Below are 24,626 nucleotides of genomic sequence, written 5' to 3'. Positions count from 1 at the left end.
CGAACTTTTACGTGCTGGGATAGGTGGCGAGGTAGATCGCGGTGCGCTTCGCGCCGGGACGACGGGGGCGCGCGCGGAACTCCTCGAGCAGCGATTCGAGCCGGTTTTCCAGCTCCTCGCGCTCCTCAGGGGCCACCTGGACGACGAGGCGCGTCTGCTGCACGTCCTCGAACCCGGTTTCGGCGATCTCGGCCAGATAGGCCTCGAGCACCGCCTGTTTCACACCCTGATCACCGCATGAGTCGAGTGTCCACGAGAGCCCCGTCGAAAGATACGGAATTTCCTTCGCGCCCCGGGCTCCGCGGCGCGGCGGCTGCGCGGCGAGGAAACCGGTCTCGACGAGCTTGCGCACGTGGTGCAGGGTCGTCGCGGGGTCCCGCCCGAGCCGCCCGGCGAGCTCCTTGTTCGTGAGCGCCTCCGAGAAGGTCAACCGGATGATGCGCAGCCGTATTCCGGAGGCCAGGGCGGCAGCCTCGGCTTCGGTCGCGACACGTCGTTTCTCAGAGGACACGCGCACAGCCTAGAGCGAACAGTGATTGACACTTTCCAATCACTCGCGCCAGACTCGACCCCATGTCCAGGGGGTCATCACTCTTCTTCCACGCCGACTTCAGGCGGCTCTGGGCCGGCGACACGGCCAGCCAGCTCGGCACGTTCGTCGGCAACACCGCCATCCCGCTGCTCGCCGCCGTCACCTTGGCCGCGACGCCGTTCGAGATGGGCCTGCTCACCGCGGCCGAGACGCTCGCGTTCCTGCTGCTCGGCCTGCCCGCCGGGGTGTGGATCGACCGGCTGAGCCGCCGCCGGGTCATGCTCACCGCCGACTTCACCCGCTTCGCCCTGCTGCTCAGCGTGCCACTCGCCTGGTGGGCCGGAGTGCTGACGCTCGCGCAGCTGCTGGTGGTCGTGCTGCTCGTGGGCATCGCGACGCTGTTCTTCGACATCGCCTACCAGTCGTACCTGCCTTCGCTCGTCGGCCGGGAGCACCTGCTGGAGGGCAACGCGAAGCTGCAGGCCGTCCAGTCGACCGCGCAGATCGCCGGGCCGAGCGCCGCGGGCGTGCTGGTCCAGCTGGTCAGCGCCGCGAACACCGTGCTGATCACCGGCTTCGGCTACCTGACGTCGGCGCTGTGCCTGCTGCGCATCCGCGCGAGCGAACCCGAGCCGGAACCCCGCGGCCACACCCGGCTGCTCCCGCAGATCGCCGAAGGGCTGCGGTTCGTGTTCTCCGACAAGCCGTTGCGGGCGATGGTGGCGACCACGGCGACGGCGAACTTCTTCCACGGCGCGTTCAGCGCCGTGCAGGTGCTGTTCCTGACGCGGACCGTCGGGCTGCCGCCGGCCGCGGTCGGCGTACTGCTGGCGGTCGGCGGCGCCGGCGGGATCCTCGGCGCGGTCTGCTCGGGCGCGGTGACCCGGCGGCTCGGCCAGTCGCGGGCGATCTGGCTGGTCCCGCTGTGCACCTTGCCGGCCAACCTGGTGTTCCCGCTCGCCGCGCCGGACTGGCGGCTCGGGCTCGCCGGGCTCGGCGCGGCGATCGGCGGGTTCGGGATCATCATCTACAACGTCGCGCAGGTGTCCTACCGGCAGGCGATCTGCCCGGACCGGCTCCTCGGCCGGATGAACGCGAGTGTGCGGTTCGTCGTCTGGGGCGTGATACCGCTGGGCGGCCTGCTGGGCGGCGCACTCGGCGAGGGTCTCGGGCTGCGCGGCGCGACGTGGGTGGGCGTGGCCGGCGAAGTGGCCGCGGTGCTGTGGGTGGTCTTCTCGCCGCTGCGGCACATGCGTGATCTGCCGACCTCGGCGAAAACGGGTTCCGGCGCCGCCTAGAGTTGTTTCATGACAACTCCCTTCACGAGCCCCAAGGTCCCGGACAAGGTCGGTGTCGACGGTCTGGAGGCCAAGTGGGTACCCGTATGGGAGTCCACCGAGGCCTACCGGTTCGACCGAAGCAAAACCCGGGACGAGATCTACTCGATCGACACCCCGCCGCCGACGGTCAGCGGGTCGCTGCACATCGGGCACGTCTTCTCCTTCACCCAGACCGACGTCCTCGCGCGGTTCAAGCGGATGCGCGGGCTCGAGGTGTTCTACCCGATGGGGTGGGACGACAACGGCCTGCCGACCGAACGCCGGGTGCAGAACCACTTCGGCGTCCGCTGCGAGCCGTCGCTGCCCTACGACCCGGACTTCCGGCCGCCGGAGAAGCCGGGCAAGGACGTCGTGGCGATCTCACGGCGGAACTTCGTCGAGCTGTGCGAAACCCTGACGGTGACCGACGAAAAGGTCTTCGAGCAGCTGTGGCGGCAGCTCGGGCTGTCGGTCGACTGGACGATGACCTACCAGACGATCGGGCGCGATTCGCGGCTGATCTCGCAGCGCGCGTTCCTGCGCAACCTCGCCCGCGGCGAGGCGTACCAGGCCGAAGCGCCGACGCTCTGGGACGTCAGCTTCCGCACGGCGGTGGCGCAGGCCGAGCTGGAGGACCGTGAACGCCAGGGCGCGTTCCACGACCTCGCGTTCACGGCCGAAGACGGCTCGGACGTCGTGATCGCGACGACCCGGCCGGAGCTGTTGCCCGCGTGCGTCGCGCTGGTCGCCCACCCGGACGACGAACGCTTCAGGCCGCTCTTCGGGAAAACGGTGCGGACGCCGGTGTTCGGCGTCGAGGTACCGGTGGTGGCGCATCACCTGGCGGACCCGGAGAAGGGCCGCGGCATCGCGATGGTGTGCACCTTCGGCGACACCACCGACGTCACGTGGTGGCGTGAGCTGCGCCTGGCGACGCGGGTGGTGCTGGGCCGCGACGGCCGGTTCCTGCCCGACGCGCCCCACGGCGTCCCGGCGGAGGCGTACGCGCCACTCGTGGGCAAGACCGTCCACACGGGACGCGAGATCATGGTGCGCCTGCTGCGGGAAACCGGTGCCCTGCAAGGGGAACCGCGGCCGATCACGCACTCGGTCAAGTTCTACGAGAAGGGCGACAAGCCCTTGGAGATCGTCGCGAGCCGGCAGTGGTACCTGCGCAACGGCGGGAACGACGAGGCGTTCCGGGCCCGCATGCTGGCCCGGGGCGAGGAACTGAACTGGGTGCCGAAGCACATGAAGGTGCGGTACTCGTCGTGGGTGGAGAACCTGGCCGGCGACTGGCTGGTCAGCCGTCAACGGTTCTTCGGCGTGCCGATCCCGTTGTGGTACCGGCTCGACGCGCACGGCGAGCCGGACTACGACGCGCGGCTGCTGCCGGACGACACCGCCTTGCCGGTCGACCCGAGCAGCGACGTCCCGCCGGGCTTCACCGAGGACCAGCGCGGCGTCCCGGGCGGGTTCGTCGCCGAAGTGGACGTGATGGACACGTGGGCGACGTCGTCGCTCACCCCGCAGATCGTCGGCCGGTGGAGCCTCGACGACGACCTGTTCGCGCGGGTGTTCCCGATGGACCTGCGGCCGCAGGCGCACGAGATCATCCGCACCTGGCTGTTCTCGACGGCGGTGCGCGCGGAGCTGGAGCACGGCGTGCTGCCGTGGCGGGAGACGTCGATCGCGGGCTGGGTGCTCGACCCGGACCGCAAGAAGATGTCGAAGTCCAAGGGCAACGCGACGACGCCGGCGGACATGCTGGAGCGCTTCGGCTCCGACGCGGTCCGCTATTGGGCGGCGAGCGCGCGCCCCGGCGTCGACACGGCGGTGGACGAAGGCCAGATGAAGGTCGGCCGCCGCCTGGCGACGAAGCTGCTCAACGCGAGCCGGTTCGTGCTGGGCCTGGGTGTGCCTTCGCCGTCTGCCGTGGCCACCGAGCCGCTGGACCGGGCGCTGCTGGCTTCGCTGGCTGTCGTCATCGAGCAGGCGACGGCGGCGTTGGAGGCTCTGGACTACGCGCGGGCGCTGCAGGTGACGGAGACGTTCTTCTGGACGTTCTGCGACGACTACGTCGAGCTGGTGAAGGGCCGCGCGTACGGCGACAGCGGTCCGGCGGGAGCTTCGTCGGCCCAGGCGGCGCTGGTGACGGCGTTGTCCGCGGTGCTGCGGCTGTTCGCGCCGTTCCTGCCGTTCGCGACCGAGGAGGTCTGGTCGTGGTGGCAGGAGGGATCGGTGCACCGGGCGTCCTGGCCCACGTTGTCGGTGTCCGACGGTGATCCGCAGCTGCTGACACTGGCGGGCGAGGTGATCGCGGCGGTGCGCCGCGCGAAGACGGACGCGAAGGTGTCGATGCGCACGCCGGTGGAGACGCTGACGGTGACCGGGCCGGCCGAAGCGCTGACGCGGTTCGCGGCCATCGAGCCGGACATCCGCATCGCCGGGACGATCGCGGATGTCAAGACGGCCGAAGGCGAGTTCGCCCTCGAAGCCAGGATCGGCTGACGCCGGTGGGTCGCCGTCAGGAACCGGCGGCGGCCCACCAGGCTTCGTCGATCTCGCCGCGCGCCACGATCTCCGCCGGGCCCGACAGGGTCGACGCGCCGCGGGACACCGTCACCTCGACCCGGCCGCCCGGGACGTCCACTGTGGACGCGCCGGTATCCGTGCCGGCCAGGTGGAAGGCCGCGGCCACCGCGGCCACCGTGCCCGTGCCGCACGCCCGGGTCTCCCCCACGCCGCGCTCGTGCACGCGCATCCGCAGCGCACCCTCGCCGAGGCGGTTGACGAACTCGATGTTGACCCCGTGCGGGAAGACGTCGTGGTCGAAGTCGGGCTGGTCGCGCAGGTCGAGGTCCGCCACGTCGTCGTCGATCAGCGACACCAGGTGCGGGTTGCCGACGTTCACCGCCACGCCGGAAAACGGCCGGCCGGCCACCACCGTCACCGAGGTGCCGGTGATCGTCGCCGGACCCATCCCGACGGTCACCGTGCGATCCGGGTGCACCACCACCGGGCGGTCGCCGGCGCGGGTGCCGATGACGAACTCGCCCTCGGTCTCCAGGCCCGATTCGACGAGGTAGCGAGCGAAGACGCGCGTGCCGTTGCCGCACATCTCGGCGATCGACCCGTCGGCGTTGCGGTAGTCCATGAACCACTCGCCCGCGGACTCGACGTCCAGCGCGGCGACGCGGACGACGCGCAGCACGCCGTCGGCCCCGAGACCGCGGTGGCGGTCGCACAGCGCGGCGACCCTGGCCTCGGTCAGGTCGAGGCGGCCCGCCGCGTCGGGGAGCAGCACGAAGTCGTTCTGTGTGCCGTGCCCCTTGAGGAACTCGATTCCGCCCATAGGGGCAAGATTACCGGCCCAGGGTATCCAGGACGCGTGCGGCCAGCCCGGGCTCCGCGCCGTCGTACCACTGGATCCGCTTGTCGCGCCGGAACCAGGACCGTTGCTTCCGGACGAAGCGCCGCGTGGCCTGCGCCGTCGCCGCGGCGGCCGCCTCGAAGTCGCCTTCGCCGTCCAGCTCGGCGAGCACCTGCTGGTAGCCGAGCGCCCGCGACGCCGTCTTCCCGTCCCGCAGGCCGCGCCCGGTCAACGCGCGGACTTCGTCGACCAGCCCGGCCTCGAACATCCGCCGGACGCGCTCGTTCACGCGCTCGTCGAGCTCCTCGGGCGTCCGGTCGACGCCGATCACGACCGTGTCGTAGCGGGCCGGACCCGGCTTCGGCAGGTTCGCCGAAAAGGGCTCGCCGGTGAGCTCGATGACCTCGAGCGCACGCACGATCCGGCGCGTGTTGGTCGGCAGGATCGCGGCCGCGGCGGCCGGATCGCGTTCACCCAGCCGGGTGTACAACGCGGGCGTGCCGAGCGAGACCGCCTCCGCGTCCAGCCGGGCTCGCACGGCCGGGTCGGTACCGGGGAACCGCAGGTCGTCGAGCACGGCCTGGACGTAGAGACCGGACCCGCCGGCCAGCACCGGCACCTTGCCCGCGGCCAGAAGGCGCTCGATCTCGGCGCGCGCGTCGCGCTGGTAGGCGGCGACGGACGCCGTCTCGGTGACGTCCAGGACGTCGAGGAGGTGGTGCCGGACACCGCGGCGCTCGGCGTCGGTGGCCTTGGCGGTGCCGATGTCCATCCCCCGGTAGAGCTGCAGCGCGTCGGCGTTGACGACCTCGCCGCCCAGCTCCAGCGCCAGCTCCACGGCCAGCGCGGTCTTGCCGGTGGCCGTCGGCCCGACCACCGCCACGGGACGGGTTCCGGGCGGCGCGGCGGGGCTGGTCACGGCGGCTGACGATACCGGCGGGCCGCCACGGAGCGTCCACCGGAAGTAGGATCACGAGCTTCGAGTGGCCCATCCAGTACCACGGTGCGCGCTGAGCTGCTTGAATGCCGCTTGGGGCCGTAGCATCCGAGCACGGCCCGTGACGACCGCACTACCCGGCCCCGCTCCCGCGGCGGGGCGCCCGCACCAGCGGGCGTACAGGCGATAAGGAGCCTGCGATGGCCCAGGAGAACACTTCCACCGGTACCCCGGCCCCGCACCCGGTGCCGCACGCGCTGCACGCCGGGCACGCCGCCCCGCCCGTGCCGCTCGCCGAGCCCACCCCGTCCACCTGGGGCCGCATCGACGACGAGGGCACCGTCTACGTCATCACCGCCGAGGGTGAACGCGCGGTCGGCGTCTGGCAGGCGGGCAGCCCCGACGAGGGACTGGTGCACTACGCCCGCCGCTTCGACGACGTGCGCACCGAAGTCGAGCTGCTGGAGACCCGGCTGGCCTCCGGGGCCGGCGACCCGAAGCACGCGCTGTCGAGCGCCACGCAGATCCGCGACGGGCTGGCCGAGGCTGCCCTGGTCGGCGACCTGGCCGCGCTCGCCGCGCGGCTGGAGTACGTCATCGGGCACGCCGAGAAGGCGCTGGCCAGCGCGAAGCAGGAGCGGGAGGTCGCCAGGGCGGCCGCCGTCGCCCGGAAGCAGGAGCTGGCCGAGGAGGCCGAGAAGATCGCCGCCGACTCCACCCAGTGGAAGGCGGCGGGCGACCGGCTGCGCGCGATCCTGGACGAGTGGAAGACGGTCAAGGGCGTCGACCGCAAGACCGACGACGAGCTGTGGAAGCGGTTCTCCAAGGCTCGCGAGGGCTTCAACCGGCGTCGTGGCTCCCACTTCGCCGAGCTGGACAAGCAGCGCGCCTCGGCCAAGACGCGCAAGGAAGAGCTCATCGCCGAGGCCGAGGCCATCAGCGAGTCCGAGGACTGGGGCGAGACCGCGGGCCGCTACAAGGACCTGATGACCGAGTGGAAGGCCGCCGGCCGCGCGCCCAAGGACAGCGACGAGGCGCTGTGGCAGCGGTTCCGCGCGGCGCAGGACAAGTTCTTCGCCCGCCGGTCCGCGGTGTTCTCCGAGCGTGACGCGGAGTTCACGCAGAACGCGACCCGCAAGGAAGAGCTGCTGGTCGAGGCCGAGAAGATCGACGCAGCCGCGAACCTGGAAGCCGCGAAGAACGCGCTGCGCAAGATCCAGGAGCAGTGGGACGAGATCGGCAAGGTCCCGCGTGAGCGGATCCGCGAGCTCGACGGCCGGCTGAAGGCGGTCCAGGACGCGGTGAAGTCGGCCGAGGACAACCGCTGGCGCCGCACGGACCCGGAGGCCCAGGCCCGGGCCGCCCAGTTCCGCGAGCGCGTCGAGCAGTTCGAGTCCCAGGCGTCGAAGGCACGTGCCGCGGGAGACGAGCGCCGGGCCAAGAAGGCCGACGAGCAGGCGGCGCAGTGGCGCGAGTGGCTGCAGGCCGCGGAGGCCGCGGTCGCTGACCGCTGACCCGAGCCGAAGTGCCGTTAAGGCCACCTTACGGGCGTCTGACGCCCGTAAGGTGGCCTTAACGGCATCTGGCGACGGTAATCGGACGGTTAACGCGTCACCCGAAGCGGTGTGACGCGCTGCACGGCCAGGTGGCATCCGGCGCTTTCCGGCGTCACCAGTGCTCCACTTCGATCATGAGCAAGACATCGAACCTCGTGTCCGCACTGGTCATCGCCTGCACCGTCGCGCTCGCCGCCCCGGCCGTCGCGCTCGCGGCCGGCGGTCCGGCCCCCGCCGCCGTCCAGGGGCACAAGAAGCACAAGGCCAAGGTCGAGGCCAAGGCCGACAAGAACCGCGTCAAGGTCGGCGAAGAGACGAAGATCAAGGGCTCGTTCGCCGATCTCGGCGGGCAGGAGAGCGTCACCGGCGGCGAGCCGGTGATCGTCCAGCAGCTGCGGGCCGGCGTCTGGGTCAACCTGAGCACCGGCACCTGCCGGCCGAACGGGAACTTCGTGTTCAGCTTGAGCTTCAGCATCCGGGCCAGCCTGACGCTGCGCGTCTACCACCCGGAGACCGAGCTCTACGTCAGCGCCATCTCGAGCGTGATCGGCATCGTGGTGATCTAGTTCCGCGAGAACGCGGTCCGCATCCACGAGACCGCGAGGCAGATCATCGCGATCCAGGCGATGATCAGGCCGTACCCGGGTCCGCCGCCCGCGGCTCCGCCGGCGTGCGACGACTGCTGCGACCAGATGGCCAGCAGCCCGTCCACCGAAGCGAACCAGCCGCCGGCGGCGCACACCCAGGACAGCCACCACCGGCGCGTCGCCAGCGCCAGCGCCGACGCGAGGATGCCGACGGCGGTCGACGTCGCCGCGAACAGCTGCGGGATGCCGCCGCCCTCGCCGGCCAGCACCTGCCAGCCCGCGTGGTCGCCGACCCACGGCAGGAGCAGGCAGACCAGGAGCACGAACGTGAACACCGCGATGGTGAAGCCGCGCCGGCCCAGCTCCACGGTGCGCGACGCGCGGTCGCCCACCTCGTCGATCTCGGCGGCCAGCTCGGCCAGCTCACCGTTGCCCTTGGACTCCGTCACAGCGCACACCCGCTCACCGGCTCCGGCTGGGCGGCCGGGGCACCGAAGCCCGGCAAGCCCAGCGTGACGCCGCTCGTCTTCGGCCGGAGCCCCGCCTCCGCGTTGTCGCCGGCCCGCGTCCGCCGGTGGGACAGCAGATCGCCGTCGGCGACCAGGTGGTGCGGGGCGCCGTAGGTCACGACTGTCTCGACGACGTCGCCGGGGCGCACCGCGCGATTTACCAGCGGGCCGGACGGCGTGAAGTGCACCAGGCGGCCGTCGCGGGCGCGGCCGCTCATCCGGTGCGTCTCGGCGTCCTTGCGGCCCTCGCCGGCGGCGACGAGCAGCTCGACCCGGCGGCCGACGATCTTCTTGTTCTCTTCCCAGGAGATCGCGTTCTGCAGCTCGACCAGGCGCTCGTAGCGCTCCTGCACGACGGCCTTGGGCAGCTGGTCCGGCATCGTCGCGGCCGGCGTGCCGGGGCGGATCGAGTACTGGAAGGTGAAGGCGCTGGAGAAGCGGGCCTGCGCCACGACGTCCAGCGTCGCCTGGAAGTCCTCCTCGGTCTCGCCGGGGAAGCCGACGATGATGTCCGTGGTGATGGCCGCGTCCGGCATCGCCACGCGGACCTCGTCGAGGATCTTCAGGAACCGCGCCGAGCGGTAGGACCGCTTCATCTCGCGCAGCACCCGGTCGGAGCCGGACTGCAGCGGCATGTGCAGCTGGTGGCAGACGTTCGGCGTCTCGGCCATCGCCTCGATGACGTCCGAGGTGAAGGCGGCCGGGTGCGGCGAGGTGAAGCGCACGCGCTCGAGGCCGTCGATGGCCCCGGTCGCGCGCAGCAGCTTCCCGAACGCCAGCCGGTCGCCGAACTCGACGCCGTAGGAGTTCACGTTCTGGCCGAGCAGCGTGACTTCGAGCACGCCTTCGGCGACGAGCGCCCCGACCTCGGCGAGGATCTCGCCGGGCCGCCGGTCGCGTTCCTTGCCGCGCAGGGCGGGCACGATGCAGAAGGTGCAGGTGTTGTTGCACCCGACCGAAACGGACACCCAGCTCGCGTAGGACGATTCGCGCCGCGCGGGCAGAGTGGAGGGGAAGGTCTCGAGCGATTCGAGGATCTCGACCTCGGCCTCGGCGTTGTGCCGGGCGCGCTCCAGCAGCGTGGGCAGCGACCCGATGTTGTGCGTCCCGAAGACGACGTCCACCCAGGGCGCCCGCTTGACGATCTCCCCGCGGTCCTTCTGCGCGAGACACCCGCCGACGGCGATCTGCAGGTCGGGGTTGGCGACCTTGTCGGGCCGCAGGTGGCCGAGGGTGCCGTAGAGCTTGTTGTCCGCGTTCTCCCGGACGGCGCAGGTGTTGAACACGATGAGATCGGGCTTGGCCCCGTCTTCGACAGGGGCGTACCCGGCTTCCTCGAGCTGCCCGGCGAGCCGCTCCGAGTCGTGCACGTTCATCTGGCAGCCGAAGGTGCGTATGGAGTACGTCTTGGGCTGCTGGTTCTCAGTCATCGTGCTCCAGGGTAGACCTGCGCCCACCTGCGTCTTGGCGTCCCTCCCAGGTCCGGTCGCCTCTAGGTCTACGAGGGCCCCCAGCTGGACCGTGTTTACGACGAGCTCCCTCGCCACTGCCGCTCGTCGCGATCGCGAGATCGTCTTCCGACCCGTCGGGACAAGAGCCGGCAAGTAAGAGCTTCGCACCATCTAACGGCTCCGACGTGGTGATCGTCGTGATGGCGAAGCACGGCGTCGGTCAACTCATCGAGTTCGCAACGGAGGCCGTTCCGTTCGGACAACACCTCGTGCCACTGCTCCTCAAATCTCATGCACCCATGTTGACCTGCGGTTATGAGTGCTGTTCAACATTAGGCGTCGACGAACCAGTGGCGAGCCGAACGCTCTCCATCGGTAGTCAAAGGTAGTCAATGGCAGTTTTCCGGTGATGTTGGTAGTCTTCGCGGGACGACGCCAGGGAGATTTCGATGCCTCCTCGCCTGTCCAAGCCGACCAATGTCGCCGAGGACCACCGACCGCTGCTCGACATGCTGTGGCGCTTCTACGTCGCCGCGAACGAACCCGCGACACGGCGAATCGCGATCGTCATCGCCCAGGATGACGATCGGAAGGCCACGGCGAACCACGAGACGGTTCGTCGCGTCTTGACGGCTCGGCACCTGCCCGAGTGGCAGACCGTCGAGGTGGTGTTCGAGGCGCTCTGCCGGATCGGCGACGTCGATCCCGACGACGTGGACGACGGCGACAGCGACTACTTCGACCGGTGGGACCACCCCGCGACCCATCGCGGCAGGCTTCGCCGGCTGTACATGCTGGCCAGGCACGGAACAGTCGAAGACCTTCCCCGGACACGACAGGCAAAAGCCCAGCAGGAGGCCGCGAACAAGGCCCGTTCAGCCATCGATCCGTGGAGTAGCGCACCGCCAAGCGCCTTCTCTGACGAACCGCCTATCTAGCCGAGAGCGGAGCAGACGAAGTGCGGCAATCCCGCTGTTTCGTCAGATGACGGCAACCGTTTGAGGTGAATGTGTTCGAGCACGAGGCGCCTACAGACCACGGCTGACCGTCATTGGCTCCTCAGAGCCAAGAAGAGCCGTCGACGCGCTGGTTCGATAACGGCCGCCGCGGGCGTTCGGACGCCGGGCCGAGCAACCGGCCGCCGAAGTCGCTCTCGACCCACCGCCTTCCAGGCGAGCGTCTCACGATCGCGTTGCACACCGCCGCAATTGAAGCCGCCCTTTCGACCTCGGCTGCACCGGCAACGTCCGCTGGGCGCAAGCCATCCCGCCCTCGCACGTCTACTCCTCCACGTGTGGTGAGAGGCGACACAAGCCGTTCCCTTGACCGACTTCATAAGTACTGCCGCCGTAGGCAGGATGCTGAATCCGTCCAATCTCAGGGAAACGTGGCGCAACCAAGGGCCAATCACCACTACATACGGCGAACCGCTTGGGCCACCACCGGGCGGAGGCCAGAGCCACCATCGCCCGACGCAGCCGCAACGCTGAGCCCGTTCCTCTTCGCACGATGCGCTGCAGTCACCGACCTCAGGATCGGCCGGCGAGCGCTCCCGAACCGTATTCACCATCCAGCAGTTCTGAGCCACACGAAGGTCATCTGGCATGACACAATTCGCGTCACCAATCCCGACCAACGTTCCCGGACAGAACACTCGCTAGGTTCAAGACAGATCAAGAAATCACCCGACTTCGGCCAGGTCATCAGGTTCGATCTTGCTGCCACTCTCGACCTCGGAAGCATCTCCAATAACTCCCGATAGCCTTCCCTCTTCAAGAATGAATTGCGACGACGAAACCACTATCGCAACAACCATCAGTGCGAGGACTACCTCCTCGATAACCACTATCCACTCAGGCAAACTGGAACCAGTGCTCGCAAAAATGAATACTATAGACGTTCCCGCTACCGACAGTAGCGCAATCGTCGTAGCCACACTTGAAATACGGATAACGAGCACCTCCGAGGGAGGTTGCCGCTCCCTCAGGCCACTAGCAGAGCGCAAGAATGTGCAACCCACAGAAAACACCAGGAACACCAGAGAAATCCCCACATAGTCGGGCCAGTGTAAACCACCCTCACCGGAATACCAAAACACCTCCTGGTCAGCAACTCCGCCATAGATAAGGAACAGGACTAACGGCGCCAATCCTAGGGTTATACACTTTCGGACGAGCCGAACCGTCCTCGCGATGATCGCTGATGTCCACCCCGACTCCCCCTTTGCCGCATCCGTTGCCACACCGTAAAGCAGCACGAGAATCGAATAGAAGAGCATCAGGCCGGCCACGCAGAAACCGAGACCGCCAACCGTTTCGAGTCCTGCACCTCGAGCCGTGTGCCCTTCGCTCGAGATGATCGCATAGTTCAGGCTTGTGGCCACGAGACCAATGAACGAAGAGATCAAAGGCGCGAAACTTTGCAGCACGACACCTGCCCGATTTCCGGAGGTCAACTGCGCCGCCACCAAGGCGACAAGCCCCGCGAAAGCAAAACCGGCAAGAACGCCTGCCAACTGTGAGTAGAAGCCCGCAACAGTACTGTAGTCGATCGTTCCACCGGTACTCGCGGGCCCAGAAGAGCTAGTCATGAGCATCGACTCTCGTTCGGACGTGTTCCGGCCTTGGAGTCGATGGACTGCACGCCACTGTTACAGCTTCCCATCGATCCCCACCGATTCGAGGAAGCTCGGCAGTGGAGCAGTACCTGCGACAATCGGCACGCGGAGCTCGGAGAAAATGTCATCATGACGAGAGTGCCGAAGCCTACGAACGAGCTGGCCGCCTCCCGTGGCGCCAAGCCCTTGCAGAGGAACGCTCGTCGCCCAGCTCGACGCCCCGTAGCGCATGGATCCACTGGATCGCCGCCTCGCAACCTGCTCAACCCGGCCTGCTGACAGTTCCCACGAAGGCCATCGTGAAGCGCCTCCAGGGCCGTCACTGCTGCCAGGAACGTGACCTAAGGCGCCCTGCTTGTAACGGACTCCATGAACCACAAGATGTTAGCCCCGTCGAGCTGCCTCGCAGTCCGGGAGGACGTGATCAAATGCGACTCACACGTGATCTTGTACAGGAACGGAAGTCCAGATACCTGCTTGATCACTACATGAACTTACATGCGGCGATGGTTGGTGTTGCGATCGGCGTCGCCGGCCTGGCTGCTGCAAACATCTTCACCTTTCAGGGGCCTGATGCCGAGCTGCCGCTGCGCGTAATGCTCCTCTGCGTCAGCCTACTGATCACAGCGAACATCTACATGGGCTTGATGGTTGGTGGGCTGATCCTCCCAGGGACAGCACCACTGGGACTCGATTTCCTACTACCGTTCATGATCGGAATGCTAGAGTTTGTACTGTTCGGGTTTTTGGTGATCAAACCGGAGAACCCGCAGATTGCAGCTGCGTCGATCAAGGGATGGCTTATCGCGTTCGTCATGCTTGCACTGCTCGCCGCTGTTGCGATCATGTGGGCAAGGCAGCATATGCGACCTGGGCAGTACACCGACGACCAGACCGCCATGGTTTCCGAATACCGACAACGACTCTCGAAAGACATACGAGGAGCGATCTTCGCTGCCACAATAGGAAGCGTCGGGCTTGGATTTCAATATTTCTCCACATGGAGCTGGTTCCACTATATTTGGCCACCTATTCTGATTGCGGGACTACTGACTGGGATCGCCGCACACCAGAAGACTGCTAGTAAAATTGCGGCGCACCTCGATCATAAGCGAGCCCCCGACACAGACTCCCGAGGAGAGAATTAGAGATAGTGCACGTCGACCCAGCCTGAACTCCTGACGGCGGATTCCTTAGAACGTCGTTCTCGACTACCTTGAACGTTTCGGATGCCCGACAGTTGCAATCCGGCATCGACCACGCCCGACGAGTTCACTCTGCTATGCAGTGCAGATCCACGCGGCCGTGTCGGCCAACTGCGGCCAGGCGGCGTAGCGCGAAACTTGAGACGTACCACGGTCTGGCGCTGCGCGCAGACAGGTAGCCCTCATATCATGACGATCAGGGCGTCCGCCAGCCCCGACACCCGACCACACGTAGTCCTCGATCTACTTCCAGATCTGCCGTGATACACCCTGTGCTGGGCCGAGCCGGCACCACGGGTACCAACACACCCAACTCCCCAATTCACGATGAGCAACTCCTTCGGCTACGTCCGCCTACCTCTTCGCCGACTGCACCGCGTCCAGCCCAAATGCTCGGCCTTGGACCGTTGACGACCCCGTTAGACGCCGGGAGCACAGCAATGTCTCGGGGAGGCGCGCACAAGTCACGGACCGGAGCGGCGTCCACCATGCGCTTGCCTGTCAGCGAGTTGCAAATCCATACAAACCTAGGTCCGCATGGAGTACGTCCTGGACTGCTAGTTCTCGCTCATCGTGCCCCAGGGTAACCCTCACCTGACCAGGTAAAGCCGCCGCCTACCTGGCCGCTCCTCTCCCCGGCGAGAAGCTCGCCGAAAAGTTCCGGGAGCCGGGGTTACAAGAGGCCTCTGTCGCTCGCCAAGTAGTCGAGGCCCTGCACCCGGCGCCGCGAAAGGAGCGGCGATGGGCGCCGAAGAGCCGAAAGTGAACCCGACGCAGACGGAGACCCTGCCGATGGTCGCCATCCAAGTGATCGCGTCCGACGTCGCGGTGTCGATAGGCGACACAGAGCGCAACGTCGAACTCAACACCGTCCGCCATCAATAAGCTACTGAATGTAGTTCTCTAGAAGAAGGCGTCTTCAGCGGACATTTTTTGTCGGTGCCCAGGTCTACTCTCCCGCCCATAACGCTCGGCGCCTCATCTCGCGCCAGTGCAACAGGCTCTGTCGAGGCAGCGCCAGACAGGAGGCCCGCGGCCTCGAGAGGTGGAGCCATGACAAGTACGAAGCTTCCTGACCAAGGAGCGGTCTTCTGGCCGGTCGGAACGGGTGACTCGACCACGATCGTCGTCCGCCCCGGCGTTGTAGTACAGATCGACCTTCGTGACCAGGCCCAAGCGGACGAGCCGGACGCCGTTGTGGCGGCGGTCATCGACCGCTTGGTCGAAACGCTGCCGACCAAAGATGACGCACCGTATCTAGCCGCACTCGCCCTGACGCATGCCGACCTCGATCACATCTGCGGGTTCGGCGATCTGCTGGACAGCGGCATTCTCATCGGTGAACTGTGGGTTACGCCGCGCACCTGGCGGGAAGCAGCAGGTGACGACGACCTTAGCGACGAAGCCCAGCGAGTGCACGAAGAGGCAGTGCGCCGAGTCATGGCGACAAAACGTGCGCACGAAGTTGGCCAGGAGCCAGCTAGCGGAGACCGGATCCGGATCATCGGTCACGACGAAGACGGCGGCCAGTACGGCTACGAAGGGTTATCGAGCAAGTACATCACTGGGCCCGGCCACACGATCACCGACCTGGATGGTCAGGACGAGAGCAAATTCTTTCAGGCTTTCGTGCATGCACCCTTCAAGGACGACTGCGCCGGCGAACGCAACGAAACCTCGCTCGCCATGCAGGTGACCCTCTACGGCGAGGACGACACGGCGGGTCGGTTCCTGCTGCTGGGCGACCTCTCCTACGTGACGATCAATAAAGTCTTCGACTACAGCGAAGGCCACGACCGCCCTGAAACGCTGGACTGGGACGTACTGCTCGCTCCTCACCACTGTTCGCGGAAGGTGATGTACGCACCGGACGAAAGCGGCGACGAAGAACTCAAGCAGGACATAGTCGATCAACTGCAGGCCCACGCGGGGTCGAATGCCTACGTGATCGCCAGCTCGCAACCGTTCCGGGATGCCGACAAAGGTGGTGACAACCCTCCCCACCTGCTCGCGCGGGAACAGTACAACAAGATCGCGCCGAACGAGGTCGTCTGCACCGGTGAACACCCTACGGCCGAAGCTCCGCGACCAGTGGTCTTCGGGCTGACCCTGGGTGTCGGCCTCGAACTGCTGGACATCCCTGTGGACGAGACCGCCGATGAGGCCGTCGAGATGGCCCGGGCCGGATCGTCCCAATCGCTGCTGAAATCGCTGGCCATGACCGCTGCGGTGGCAGCGGGTGCCGCGGCCGGCGTGGCGGAGGCCCGGGCCGCGGTCAAGAAAGTTCGTGGCACCGACGGCAAGCCCGCACCTGGCGTGGGATTCGGTAAGGCGTGAAAGCAGCTTCATCACGTACTAAAGGACAAGAGGACGCTCTTCAGCAGCTCCGGCGGATCGCGGCGGTCAACGGCGCCCTTCGGGTACTGCGGGATCAGCAAGATGCCTCTTTCTTGAACATCACGGTGTCGCTCGGCTGTTCTGACATCCCTCCCGGCCCGGGCGTTCAACTGCCGCGGCGTGTCCGACTCGTCATCGTTGTGCCCTCACAGTTCCCGTTCGTCGTGCCTCGCGTGACGGTGCTGCACCAACGATGGGCTCGCACGCCTCACGTCTACTGGGGTAACGAGATCTGCCTCTACGTGTCCCCCTCCGCCGAATGGGACCCATCCGATGGCATGGCAGGGTTGGTAGAGCGGCTCGTGCAATGGCTGGAACACGCAGCCGCCGGAACACTCGATGCCGTGGGTCAACCGATCCACCCGCCGCTCGCCGCGCCCAGAGGTGAGGGTGTGATCGTGGCAAGGAGGGACACACCGTCGGTGCCGCACGGCTCGGCCTGGGTGGGCTACGCCGTGCTGCGCCAGGTGGCGCCACAGCGGCAGGATCTGATCCAGTGGATCGAGCTAGGCAACTCCGGTTCACTCACGGAAAGGCAGGTGCTCCGCGCTATCGACGCCGGGCATTCCCCTTCTCGTCTCCAGGTCGCTCCAGCAGTCCTCCTACCGGACGCGATTGCATCGGAGTATCCGGACACTGCTGACGAGGTGCTGGCGCTTCTCATGGAGCAAGGCGTCACGAAGGCGGAAGTTGAACGACTACTGACGTCGGTTACCAAAGTGAATCGGCTGATGACCGGACAACGCGGCAATCGGCGTGCCCAACAGCAGAGCGCGTTGCATGTCGTGCTCGGTACCCCTGCTCTAGGGGTCTCCGGCTCCATCGAACGCAAGACACATCTGGCAGCTTGGTACATTCCCCCGGCTTTCATCTCCAGTACCGCGCGAGGTGCGAGCCGCACCCAAGGTGGCTCAACGTCGATTCTCCCGCAGCTGGCTGGCGCTTCCGCGTTGTGGACGACCATGCTGGAAGCCAGACCCGAAGTCATCTTGCGACGGGACAGGGAATCATCGGCGTCATGGCTGCTAGGCAAGCGGGTCATGGTCCTGGGCGCGGGCGCGCTAGGCGCTCCCATCGCCGCCGCATGCGTCCGCGCCGGAGTCCAGAAGATCATCATCGCCGACCGCGGCCTCGTCAACCCCGGGGTCCTCGTGCGCCAGCCCTACGACGATAGCGACATTGCCGAGTTGAAAGTGACGGCACTGACGAACCATCTGCGCTCGATCGACCCTGTGGTGGCGATCGAGAAGCTGCTGGGGAACATCGTGGGAGACGTGCTCACCGACGAGACGCCGCCGCCCGACGTCGACCTCGTCATCGACGCCACAGCAGACCGAGCCGTCCGCACCTTTCTGGAACGACACCGCACCATCCACCGAAAGCAGTGGCCCACCTTGGCGTCCGTCCTCATCGGGCACCAAGCAGCGCATGGGATCGCGACCATCGCCCACCCCAGCGCCAGCGGCGGCGGAGCTGACATCTTACGCCGGCTGGGCCTGGCTCTACGCGCGCAGCCGACCACAGCCCTCACCGAGGTCCTCGAGGACTTCTACCCCGATCCTCCCCGTACCACCTTCTTCCAGCCAGAGCCGGGATGCTCGGACATCACTTTTGTAGGTTCACACGCCGACGTGACCGGCCTTGCCGGGCAACTGCTCTCCGGCGTGCTGTCCTCACTCCGCGATTCCGAGGCCACAGCCTCGATGCACGCACTGGTCGTACCCATGCCGAAGCCCCCTGGCACCGACTCCGACACTGGCCCCACATGGTTCTGCTGGCCGAATGACACCGTCATGCGATCGGAAGGCGCCGAGTACGAAGTCCGGGTTTCGCCGCTGGCTGCAGCGGAAATGCGTGGAGAAGCAAGAAAAGGCCGACGGACGCGGACCGCGCGGGTCGAGACGGGCGGAGCGCTCCTCGGAGCTTTCGACTCTGCGGCCAATATCCTGTGGGTGGACGAAGCCACCTCGCCGCCACCCGACTCCGTGATGTCAGAGATCTACTTCCGGCACGGCTCCGAAGGCGTCGCCGACCAAATCTCCGCTCGCGTCGACGCCACTGCGCGTGTCACATCGTTCGTCGGCATGTGGCACACACATCCCTACGGCCAAGCCCGCCCCAGTGACCTTGACAACAAAGGGATAAGGCAGTTGGTCGCTCCGCTTCCTGACACACCGCCACGGGCCTCGATGCTGATCCTCGGCGGCTACAGCCGTTGGGAAGAGTGGTTGGACAACGGAACATGGCCCGAGGCTTATGTCATGGTCGTCGAGGACGTCACGGCTCCACATGACCAGCACGAATCCGAGCTCCCGCCACTTCCCGACGGAATGACCTGGTGGTCGCCACGTCGACCGCTTGACGACAGCGAGCACCTCCCTGCTCGCCGATCTTGGCTGCTTCGCCTCTGGCATCGACTGAGGGGCACGGTGAGATGACTGATCGACAGGTGATCGGACTTGCGCTTTCCGGGGGCGGATTTCGCGCGTCTGCGTTCCACCTCGGCTGCCTTCGGGCCCTGCATGACCGTGACCTCCTGGAACGAGTGCAGGTTGTTTCAGGGGTGTCCGGAGGCGCGCTCCTGGCCGCCTTGTGGGCCTACGGCCCGGAGGACTTTGGTCAGTTCGATGCCGAGGTGGTCGAACTTCTCCGGCACGGCCTCCAGGGCGAGATGGTCCGTCGTGTCTTCCGTCCGGCGGCGATCGTGCGAAACATGCGCGCCGCGACGGCAACCGCTATGAGGATCCTGCCAGGAGTGCCGAATCCTCCTCTCGCGCGGCGGGCCAACAGGACCGATGCACTGGCAGTTGCCCTGCAAGAGATGGTTTTCGCAGATAAGACGATGCCCAGTGTGACTCACCCACACCTTCGTGTCGTGCTGAGCGCCACCGACCTCTACACCACCAACGCGGTCCGTTTCGGCAGCGCACGCAGCAGTTGCTCGCGCTACGGCACCATCACCGAACCGATCCGGGTCGCATCTGCCGTCGCCGCATCCGCGGCCTTTCCTCTGTTCCTGCCTGCTGTCGAGCGCGAGTACACGTTCGAACGGGACGACCGTCGACAACGTGAAACCGTTCTTCTCACCGACGGCGGCGTGTACGACAACCTCGGCCTCTCGATTTTTGACCCGAACAGGTCGACCGCCTTCTCCGAGCACGTTGAACGTGTGCCGTACATCGTGTGCTGCGACGCCGGCCGCGGTCAGATGGTCAAGCGATCTCCGCATTTTCTTCCCGCACGGGCGAAACGTGCCTTCGAGGTCGTACACCGGAAAGCCCAGGACGCAGCTCGCTCGCGTCTTCACGAATGGGCTGCGAACGGCCAGATCCAAGGGTTTGTCATGGCCTACCTCGGGATGAACGACAGCCGGCTGCCTATGCCGATCGCCGATCTCGTCCCGCGCGCAGACGTCGCAGACTACGGCACAAACTTCTCCGCCATGAGCGCAACCAACGTCGATCGCCTGGCCCGACGCGGTGAGCAACTCGTCCGAGCGCTGCTCCCGTACTACTGCCCGGAACTGTGCTGAACGAGATTGAGTGCTGACGCCACCCGGAACCGCTGCCCACCTCGGCTTCTTGCTCTCCCCAAGAGCCGAGCCGGCGTGATCGGCAGATCCCGGATCAGCGCCCCGACCGCGTACATCGCGTTCACCACCGCTGCCGCCGCGCCTGTCGCCGGCGGCTCGCCTCAGTTGATGCGGTTGATGATCGAGCGCGCGTCGGCAGTGCTTGAGATCTGTGACCGCCCGACCATGTAACGTCGGTTGCAAATCTATGCAGACCTAGGTGCGGATCTGGTACGCCCTGGGTGCCTGTGTCTCGGTCATCACCGATCAGGGTAGACCTGCTCCCACCTGCTACTCGGCCCCGGTCAGCAGGGCGGCCATGCTGTGGGGTGCGTCATCGCCGAACATGACCGCGTAGATGTCCTCGTCGTCCGCTTCCGCGGCCGCGCGCTCGAACATCGCCTTTTCGTACTCCGCGAGCGCCGTCTCCACGTCGTCCGGGTGCGCCGCCAAGGACTGGCCGAGCTCGGCGCCGTCCAGCATCGCCAGGTTGGCTCCTTCGCCGTTCGGAGGCATCAGGTGGGCCGCGTCACCGAGGAGGGTCACGCCCGGAATGCGGTCCCAGCGATGCCCGGCCGGCAGTGTGAAGAGGCGGCGCACGACCGGCGGCACGTCGCTGCCGGTGATCAGCGCGGTCAGCTCGGGAGCCCAGTCGGCGAACTCCTCGATGACCCGCGCGGGATCGGTGCCGTCGAGCCAGTCCGATGGCTTCCGCAGCTGCGTGTACGCGTGCAGAGTTCCGCCACTTTCGCGGTGGGCCAGGATTCCCTTGCCCGGCGCGAGCGCGAACAGCGACCCGGCGCCGACCACCTTCGCGGCCGCGGGATGGCGGGCGTCGCCGTCGAACAGGAACGTCTCGACGACCGTGAAGCCGACGTACGAAGGACTCGCGTCGGAGAGCACGGGACGCACTCGCGACCACGCGCCGTCCGCGCCGACGAGCAGGCTCGTGACGACGTTCGCGCCGTCGGCCAGGCTCACCTCGTGGCACCCGTCGCCGAGCGGACGCACGCCGGTGACCTTGTGACCCCACCGGATGACGCCCTGGGGCAACGAATCCAGCAGCAGCTGCCGCAGCTCGCCGCGCTGGACTTCGGGGCGCTCACCCGTTCCGTCGTCGGGCCGGTCGGTCAGCACGGCTCCGTTCCGGTCGACGACCCGGTAGGACTCGCGGCCCGGCAGGACCAGCTCGCGGAACCCCTCGATCAGGCCGGCCGCCTCGAGCGCCGGCTGGCCGTTCCACGGATGGATGTCGAGCATCCCGCCCTGGCGGCGCGCGGCCGGTGAAGGCTCCGCCTCGTAGACCGTGACCAGGATGCCGTGGCGGTGCAGGACGCGGGCCAGCACCAGGCCGCCGAGGCCCGCTCCGATGATCGTGACTGTCATCGCTTCTCCCAAGATTGGATCGTCGCTCCAATCAAGCTAGCACGACTTTGGATTGGCGATCCAACCGTGCGATGATGCGGTCATGACGAAGAGGCGCACCGACGGGCTCTCCCAGGAGCTGATCGTCAAGGCCGCGAAAGAGCTCCTCGACGACGGCGGCGAGACGGCGCTGACCTTCCGGGCGCTCACCACCCACCTGAGCACCGGCTACGGCGCGATCTACCACCACGTCGCGAACAAGAGCGACCTGCTCGCGGCGGCCACCGACGACGTCATCGCGAGCGTCATGACCGGCATCGTCGTCGACGCGGAGCCGCGAGAAGCGCTGCGCACCGTCGCACTGGGCCTCTTCGACGCGATCGACGCGCACCCCTGGGTCGGCGCGCAGCTCTCGCGGGAGCCGTGGCGCCCCGCGCTGCTGGCGGTCTACGAACGCATCGGCGGTCTGCTCGACGCGCTCGGCGTACCCGAGCGAGCACTCTTCGACGCCGCGGGCGCGCTCGTGAACTACGTCCTCGGCGTCGCCGGGCAGAACGCCGCGAACGCCCGGGTCCTGACCCTCGGCGAGGCGGACCGCTCGGCCTTCCTGGCCAAGGTCGCCGCGCAGTGGGCGGACCTCGACCCGCAGCGATATCCGTTCGTGCACAAGGCGTCGGCACAGCTGCGCGAGCACGACGACCGCGACCAGTTCCTCGCCGGCGTCGACATCTTCCTGGCCGGGATCGCCACCCTGCGCTGAGCCTCGGTGTGACGGCCCGGAAGCCGCCACACCGAGAGCCGGTCACCAGCCGACGGCCACCAGCAGCCACTGCGGGTCTCCGTGGGAGACGAACGAGGACTGGCCCGCCACGTCGTCGTACGGGAAGCCGTACGCCAGGTGGTTGATGCCGTGGTCGTGCCAGTACTTCGCGTAGTAGTTCGCCGGCGCGGCCTTGTAGTAGTTCGCCGGGTCCTGTTGCTGCGACGCCGGTAGCTGCGCCGTGTGGCGGTTCAGCGCCGCGCACATGTTCGGGTTCCCGGCCAGCGAGCCGGCGCACCCGGTGATGTTCGACGTCGGCTCGTTGACGCCCACCGACTGCGCGTAGGCGGTGAAGTAGTTCGCGTACTGCCCGCCCGCGCGGAAGTCCGGAGCGCTGCCCGGCGCCGGGATCCGGTACGGCGCGTTCACCGTCGCCAGGCCCTTGAACTCCGTCGGCACCTCGGCCTGGAACTTGGCGAAGGTCGCCGCCCGGTCCTCCTGGAAGGTCCCGTAGTCGTCGCCCACCTGGACGTCGTAGCCGTCGTGCGCGTGCAGCCGCATGGCCAGCTTCAGCGCGAACGCGTCCACCCGGGTGGTGTTGCCGTTGAACACGTCCGGCCCGACGGTGAACTCGATGAAGTCGGCGTACTGGCCGTTCGGGGTGCCGAGGTAGAAGTACATCCGCCCGGCGGAGTTGGCCGGCATGTCGATGTAGGGCTGCTCGGCGATCGAGTGCGTCTGGCCGCCGAAGTTCCAGTACACCTGGCTGTCGGGGTACTTGCCGTTGGTCCGGTTGAGCACCTTCACCGTCAGCACGTTGCGCGCGGCCGGGATGCTCGCGGTGTCACCCCAGAACGAGTCGGGCGGGACGCCGGCGCCGGGCTGCGTGGTCCCGCCGCCGGTGCCGAACACCTGGAACTCCCACAACGAGACGCCGTACGGGGTGGCTCGCGCGGTGGTGGCGAGACGCACGTACCGCCCGGCCCCGGTCACGGCCAGCGTCTGCGTGCCGCCGGTCCCGGTCGTCGTCTGGTACACAGTGGACCAAGTGGAACCGTTGTCGGACAACTGGATCTGGTAGGCCGTGGCGTAGGCGGCTTCCCAGTTCAGCACGACCCGGCTGACGGTCGCCGCGCCGCCGAGGTCGACCTGGATCCACTGTGGATCGCTGAACTGCGACGACCAGCGCGTGCCGGTATTGCCGTCCACCGCGGCGGAAGCGGGAGTTCCGGCGCTCTCCACCGAGGACGCCGCGGCGGGCTTTCCTTGCGAGATCAGGCTGTCCGCCGCGTTCGCCGACGGCGCGGCGAAGCCGAGCACGGCGACCGCCAGCGCCGCGGCGAGCGTCGCCAAGCGGGTTCCGGGTCCGCGGCGGTGGCGCCACGGCAGGGCGTTCGAGGGCATGGTTCCTCCCTGGCCGGGAAAGGGCGGACCCGCCGCCGGTCAGGGGACGGCGTCGTCCGGCTCGCCCCCTGAGCGCCGGGCGGATGCCCTCGAGGGCCGGCGGGGGACGATCGGTGAAAAGGTTCATACCACCGCCCCCGGCCTGTCAACCCTTGACAGTTCCGGGTCGCGGAGCGATCCTCGGAACCGGTTTCACCTCGAATCCTCTGCGTGGCGCCGCCACCCGCCCAGGGGCCGGCTCACCCAGGAGTCAGCCATGGCCGAACGACCGGCGCACGCCCACCGTCAGGTGCCGGCCCGGCGTGTCAGCGCGGTGGCCGCCGGGTGTCAGCCCGCCCGGCGACTGTGGTTCCCGTCCCCACCGGAGAACCACAGGAGAACCCGATGCCGAGCTTCGCCACCCCCGCCCCGATCACCGCGACCCTCGACTTCGCCGCCGGACGCGTCCACCTCGCCGCCGGCGACCGCACCGACACCACCGTCGACGTCCGCCCCGCCGACCCCACCAGGAACCGTGACGTCGAAGCGGCCGGACGGACCACCGTCACCTGCGCCGACGGCGTCCTGACCGTCCACGCCCCACGCGGCCGGAACCTCGGCCCGTCGGGCGCCATCGCCGTCACCGTCGCCCTGCCCAGCGGCTCCCACGTGGAAGCCGCCACGGCCGGTGCCGAGTTCGACGCGACCGGCCGCCTCGGCGCAGTCACCTTCTTCGGCGCCTACCACCACATCAAGCTCGCCGAAGCCGGCAGCGTCCACCTCACCGCCACCGACGGCGACATCGAAATCGGCCGCCTCGACGGCCCGGCCGACATCAGCACCGCCCGCGGCGACATCCGCATCGCCGACGCCACCCGCGGCACCGTGCGGCTGACCACCCGGTCCGGCACCATCACCGTCGGCGCCGGCGTCTCGGCCACCCTCGAGGCCGAGACCACCCACGGCCGCATCGAGAACACTCTCAAGAACAACGGCTCACCCGCACTCGCCATCCGGGCCACGACGTCCCACGGCGACATCGTCGCGCACGCCCTCTGAGTCCA

Annotated in this window: 20 protein-coding genes; 12 read left to right on the top strand and 8 right to left on the bottom strand. The window is 67.6% G+C overall.

Annotation, left to right across the window (positions count from 1 at the left end):
- Nucleotides 1-7: 7 nt before the first annotated feature.
- Nucleotides 8-511 carry an ArsR/SmtB family transcription factor gene (locus QQ657_RS06315; RefSeq protein WP_284741290.1) on the bottom strand — a complete coding sequence of 168 codons (504 nt, stop codon included), beginning with the start codon at nucleotides 509-511 and terminating at the stop codon, nucleotides 8-10.
- A 62-nt stretch (nucleotides 512-573) separates the two neighbouring features.
- Here QQ657_RS06315 and QQ657_RS06310 point away from each other — a divergent pair, with 62 nt between their 5' ends.
- On the top strand, nucleotides 574-1,830 hold the full coding sequence (locus QQ657_RS06310) for an MFS transporter (RefSeq protein WP_284741105.1): 1,257 nt from the start codon (nucleotides 574-576) through the stop codon (nucleotides 1,828-1,830).
- Nucleotides 1,831-1,839: 9 nt separating this feature from the next.
- Nucleotides 1,840-4,362: a valine--tRNA ligase gene (valS, locus tag QQ657_RS06305; protein WP_284741104.1), complete on the top strand. Its 2,523-nt coding sequence runs from the start codon at nucleotides 1,840-1,842 to the stop codon at nucleotides 4,360-4,362.
- 16 nt (nucleotides 4,363-4,378) lie between these two features.
- Here the strand turns inward: valS and dapF are convergent, their stop codons facing one another.
- Together dapF and miaA are read right to left on the bottom strand one after the other, a co-directional pair.
- Nucleotides 4,379-5,206 (bottom strand): diaminopimelate epimerase, encoded by an 828-nt coding sequence (gene dapF, locus QQ657_RS06300; protein WP_284741103.1) that lies wholly within the window; start codon nucleotides 5,204-5,206, stop codon nucleotides 4,379-4,381.
- A gap of 10 nt (nucleotides 5,207-5,216) precedes the next feature.
- Entirely contained in the window at nucleotides 5,217-6,143 is a 927-nt protein-coding gene (gene miaA, locus QQ657_RS06295; RefSeq protein WP_284741102.1) for a tRNA (adenosine(37)-N6)-dimethylallyltransferase MiaA, read from the bottom strand.
- Between the two features lie 218 nt (nucleotides 6,144-6,361).
- On the opposite strand from miaA, the gene QQ657_RS06290 reads away from it, so the two are divergent.
- Together QQ657_RS06290 and QQ657_RS06285 are read left to right on the top strand one after the other, a co-directional pair.
- The gene (locus tag QQ657_RS06290; RefSeq protein ID WP_284741101.1) at nucleotides 6,362-7,675 is read left to right on the top strand and encodes a DUF349 domain-containing protein; all 1,314 of its coding nucleotides are present in this window, start codon (nucleotides 6,362-6,364) and stop codon (nucleotides 7,673-7,675) included.
- 176 nt (nucleotides 7,676-7,851) lie between these two features.
- The gene (locus QQ657_RS06285) at nucleotides 7,852-8,283 is read left to right on the top strand and encodes a hypothetical protein (protein WP_284741100.1); all 432 of its coding nucleotides are present in this window, start codon (nucleotides 7,852-7,854) and stop codon (nucleotides 8,281-8,283) included.
- Here the strand turns inward: QQ657_RS06285 and QQ657_RS06280 are convergent.
- Both QQ657_RS06280 and miaB read right to left on the bottom strand, forming a co-directional pair.
- Nucleotides 8,280-8,753 carry an Rv2732c family membrane protein gene (locus QQ657_RS06280; protein WP_284741099.1) on the bottom strand — a complete coding sequence of 158 codons (474 nt, stop codon included), beginning with the start codon at nucleotides 8,751-8,753 and terminating at the stop codon, nucleotides 8,280-8,282. The genes QQ657_RS06285 and QQ657_RS06280 overlap by 4 nt on opposite strands.
- Nucleotides 8,750-10,243: a tRNA (N6-isopentenyl adenosine(37)-C2)-methylthiotransferase MiaB gene (gene miaB / locus QQ657_RS06275; RefSeq protein ID WP_284741098.1), complete on the bottom strand. Its 1,494-nt coding sequence runs from the start codon at nucleotides 10,241-10,243 to the stop codon at nucleotides 8,750-8,752. Before miaB ends, QQ657_RS06280 begins: the two co-directional genes overlap by 4 nt.
- A gap of 470 nt (nucleotides 10,244-10,713) precedes the next feature.
- Here miaB and QQ657_RS06270 point away from each other — a divergent pair, with 470 nt between their 5' ends.
- Entirely contained in the window at nucleotides 10,714-11,202 is a 489-nt protein-coding gene (locus tag QQ657_RS06270; protein ID WP_284741097.1) for a hypothetical protein, read from the top strand.
- 743 nt (nucleotides 11,203-11,945) lie between these two features.
- On the opposite strand, the gene QQ657_RS06265 is transcribed toward QQ657_RS06270, so the two are convergent.
- Complete coding sequence (locus QQ657_RS06265) at nucleotides 11,946-12,860, bottom strand: hypothetical protein (RefSeq protein ID WP_284741096.1); 915 nt, start codon at nucleotides 12,858-12,860, stop codon at nucleotides 11,946-11,948.
- Nucleotides 12,861-13,309: 449 nt separating this feature from the next.
- Between QQ657_RS06265 and QQ657_RS06260 the strand changes: the two genes are divergently transcribed.
- From QQ657_RS06260 to QQ657_RS06240, 5 genes are all read left to right on the top strand, one after another.
- Nucleotides 13,310-14,029 carry a hypothetical protein gene (locus QQ657_RS06260; RefSeq protein WP_284741095.1) on the top strand — a complete coding sequence of 240 codons (720 nt, stop codon included), beginning with the start codon at nucleotides 13,310-13,312 and terminating at the stop codon, nucleotides 14,027-14,029.
- A gap of 798 nt (nucleotides 14,030-14,827) precedes the next feature.
- On the top strand, nucleotides 14,828-14,971 hold the full coding sequence (locus QQ657_RS06255; protein WP_284741094.1) for a hypothetical protein: 144 nt from the start codon (nucleotides 14,828-14,830) through the stop codon (nucleotides 14,969-14,971).
- 168 nt (nucleotides 14,972-15,139) lie between these two features.
- Nucleotides 15,140-16,423 (top strand): anti-phage 6A-MBL system MBL-fold protein, encoded by a 1,284-nt coding sequence (mblB, locus tag QQ657_RS06250; protein WP_284741093.1) that lies wholly within the window; start codon nucleotides 15,140-15,142, stop codon nucleotides 16,421-16,423.
- Nucleotides 16,420-18,921, top strand: coding sequence for a ThiF family adenylyltransferase (locus QQ657_RS06245; protein WP_284741092.1), 2,502 nt, complete (start codon nucleotides 16,420-16,422; stop codon nucleotides 18,919-18,921). Before mblB ends, QQ657_RS06245 begins: the two co-directional genes overlap by 4 nt.
- Entirely contained in the window at nucleotides 18,918-20,015 is a 1,098-nt protein-coding gene (locus QQ657_RS06240; RefSeq protein ID WP_284741091.1) for a patatin-like phospholipase family protein, read from the top strand. The genes QQ657_RS06245 and QQ657_RS06240 overlap by 4 nt, the downstream gene beginning before the upstream one ends.
- Before the next feature lie 330 nt (nucleotides 20,016-20,345).
- Here the strand turns inward: QQ657_RS06240 and QQ657_RS06235 are convergent, their stop codons facing one another.
- On the bottom strand, nucleotides 20,346-21,440 hold the full coding sequence (locus tag QQ657_RS06235) for an FAD-dependent oxidoreductase (protein WP_284741090.1): 1,095 nt from the start codon (nucleotides 21,438-21,440) through the stop codon (nucleotides 20,346-20,348).
- A gap of 82 nt (nucleotides 21,441-21,522) precedes the next feature.
- Here QQ657_RS06235 and QQ657_RS06230 point away from each other — a divergent pair, with 82 nt between their 5' ends.
- On the top strand, nucleotides 21,523-22,179 hold the full coding sequence (locus tag QQ657_RS06230) for a TetR/AcrR family transcriptional regulator (protein ID WP_284741089.1): 657 nt from the start codon (nucleotides 21,523-21,525) through the stop codon (nucleotides 22,177-22,179).
- A 42-nt stretch (nucleotides 22,180-22,221) separates the two neighbouring features.
- Here QQ657_RS06230 and QQ657_RS56940 read toward each other — a convergent pair whose 3' ends face one another.
- Nucleotides 22,222-23,583, bottom strand: coding sequence for a beta-1,3-glucanase family protein (locus tag QQ657_RS56940; RefSeq protein WP_434056721.1), 1,362 nt, complete (start codon nucleotides 23,581-23,583; stop codon nucleotides 22,222-22,224).
- A 384-nt stretch (nucleotides 23,584-23,967) separates the two neighbouring features.
- Between QQ657_RS56940 and QQ657_RS06215 the strand changes: the two genes are divergently transcribed.
- Nucleotides 23,968-24,621: a DUF4097 family beta strand repeat-containing protein gene (locus QQ657_RS06215; RefSeq protein WP_284741088.1), complete on the top strand. Its 654-nt coding sequence runs from the start codon at nucleotides 23,968-23,970 to the stop codon at nucleotides 24,619-24,621.
- The last annotated feature ends 5 nt before the right edge of the window (nucleotides 24,622-24,626 follow it).

This window comes from Amycolatopsis ponsaeliensis, assembly GCF_030182635.1.
In the GTDB taxonomy this organism is placed as follows: Bacteria; Actinomycetota; Actinomycetes; order Mycobacteriales; family Pseudonocardiaceae; genus Amycolatopsis; species Amycolatopsis ponsaeliensis.
The sequence above is the reverse complement of the archived record's forward strand: the minus strand, read 5'-3'. Positions and strand labels throughout refer to the sequence as shown.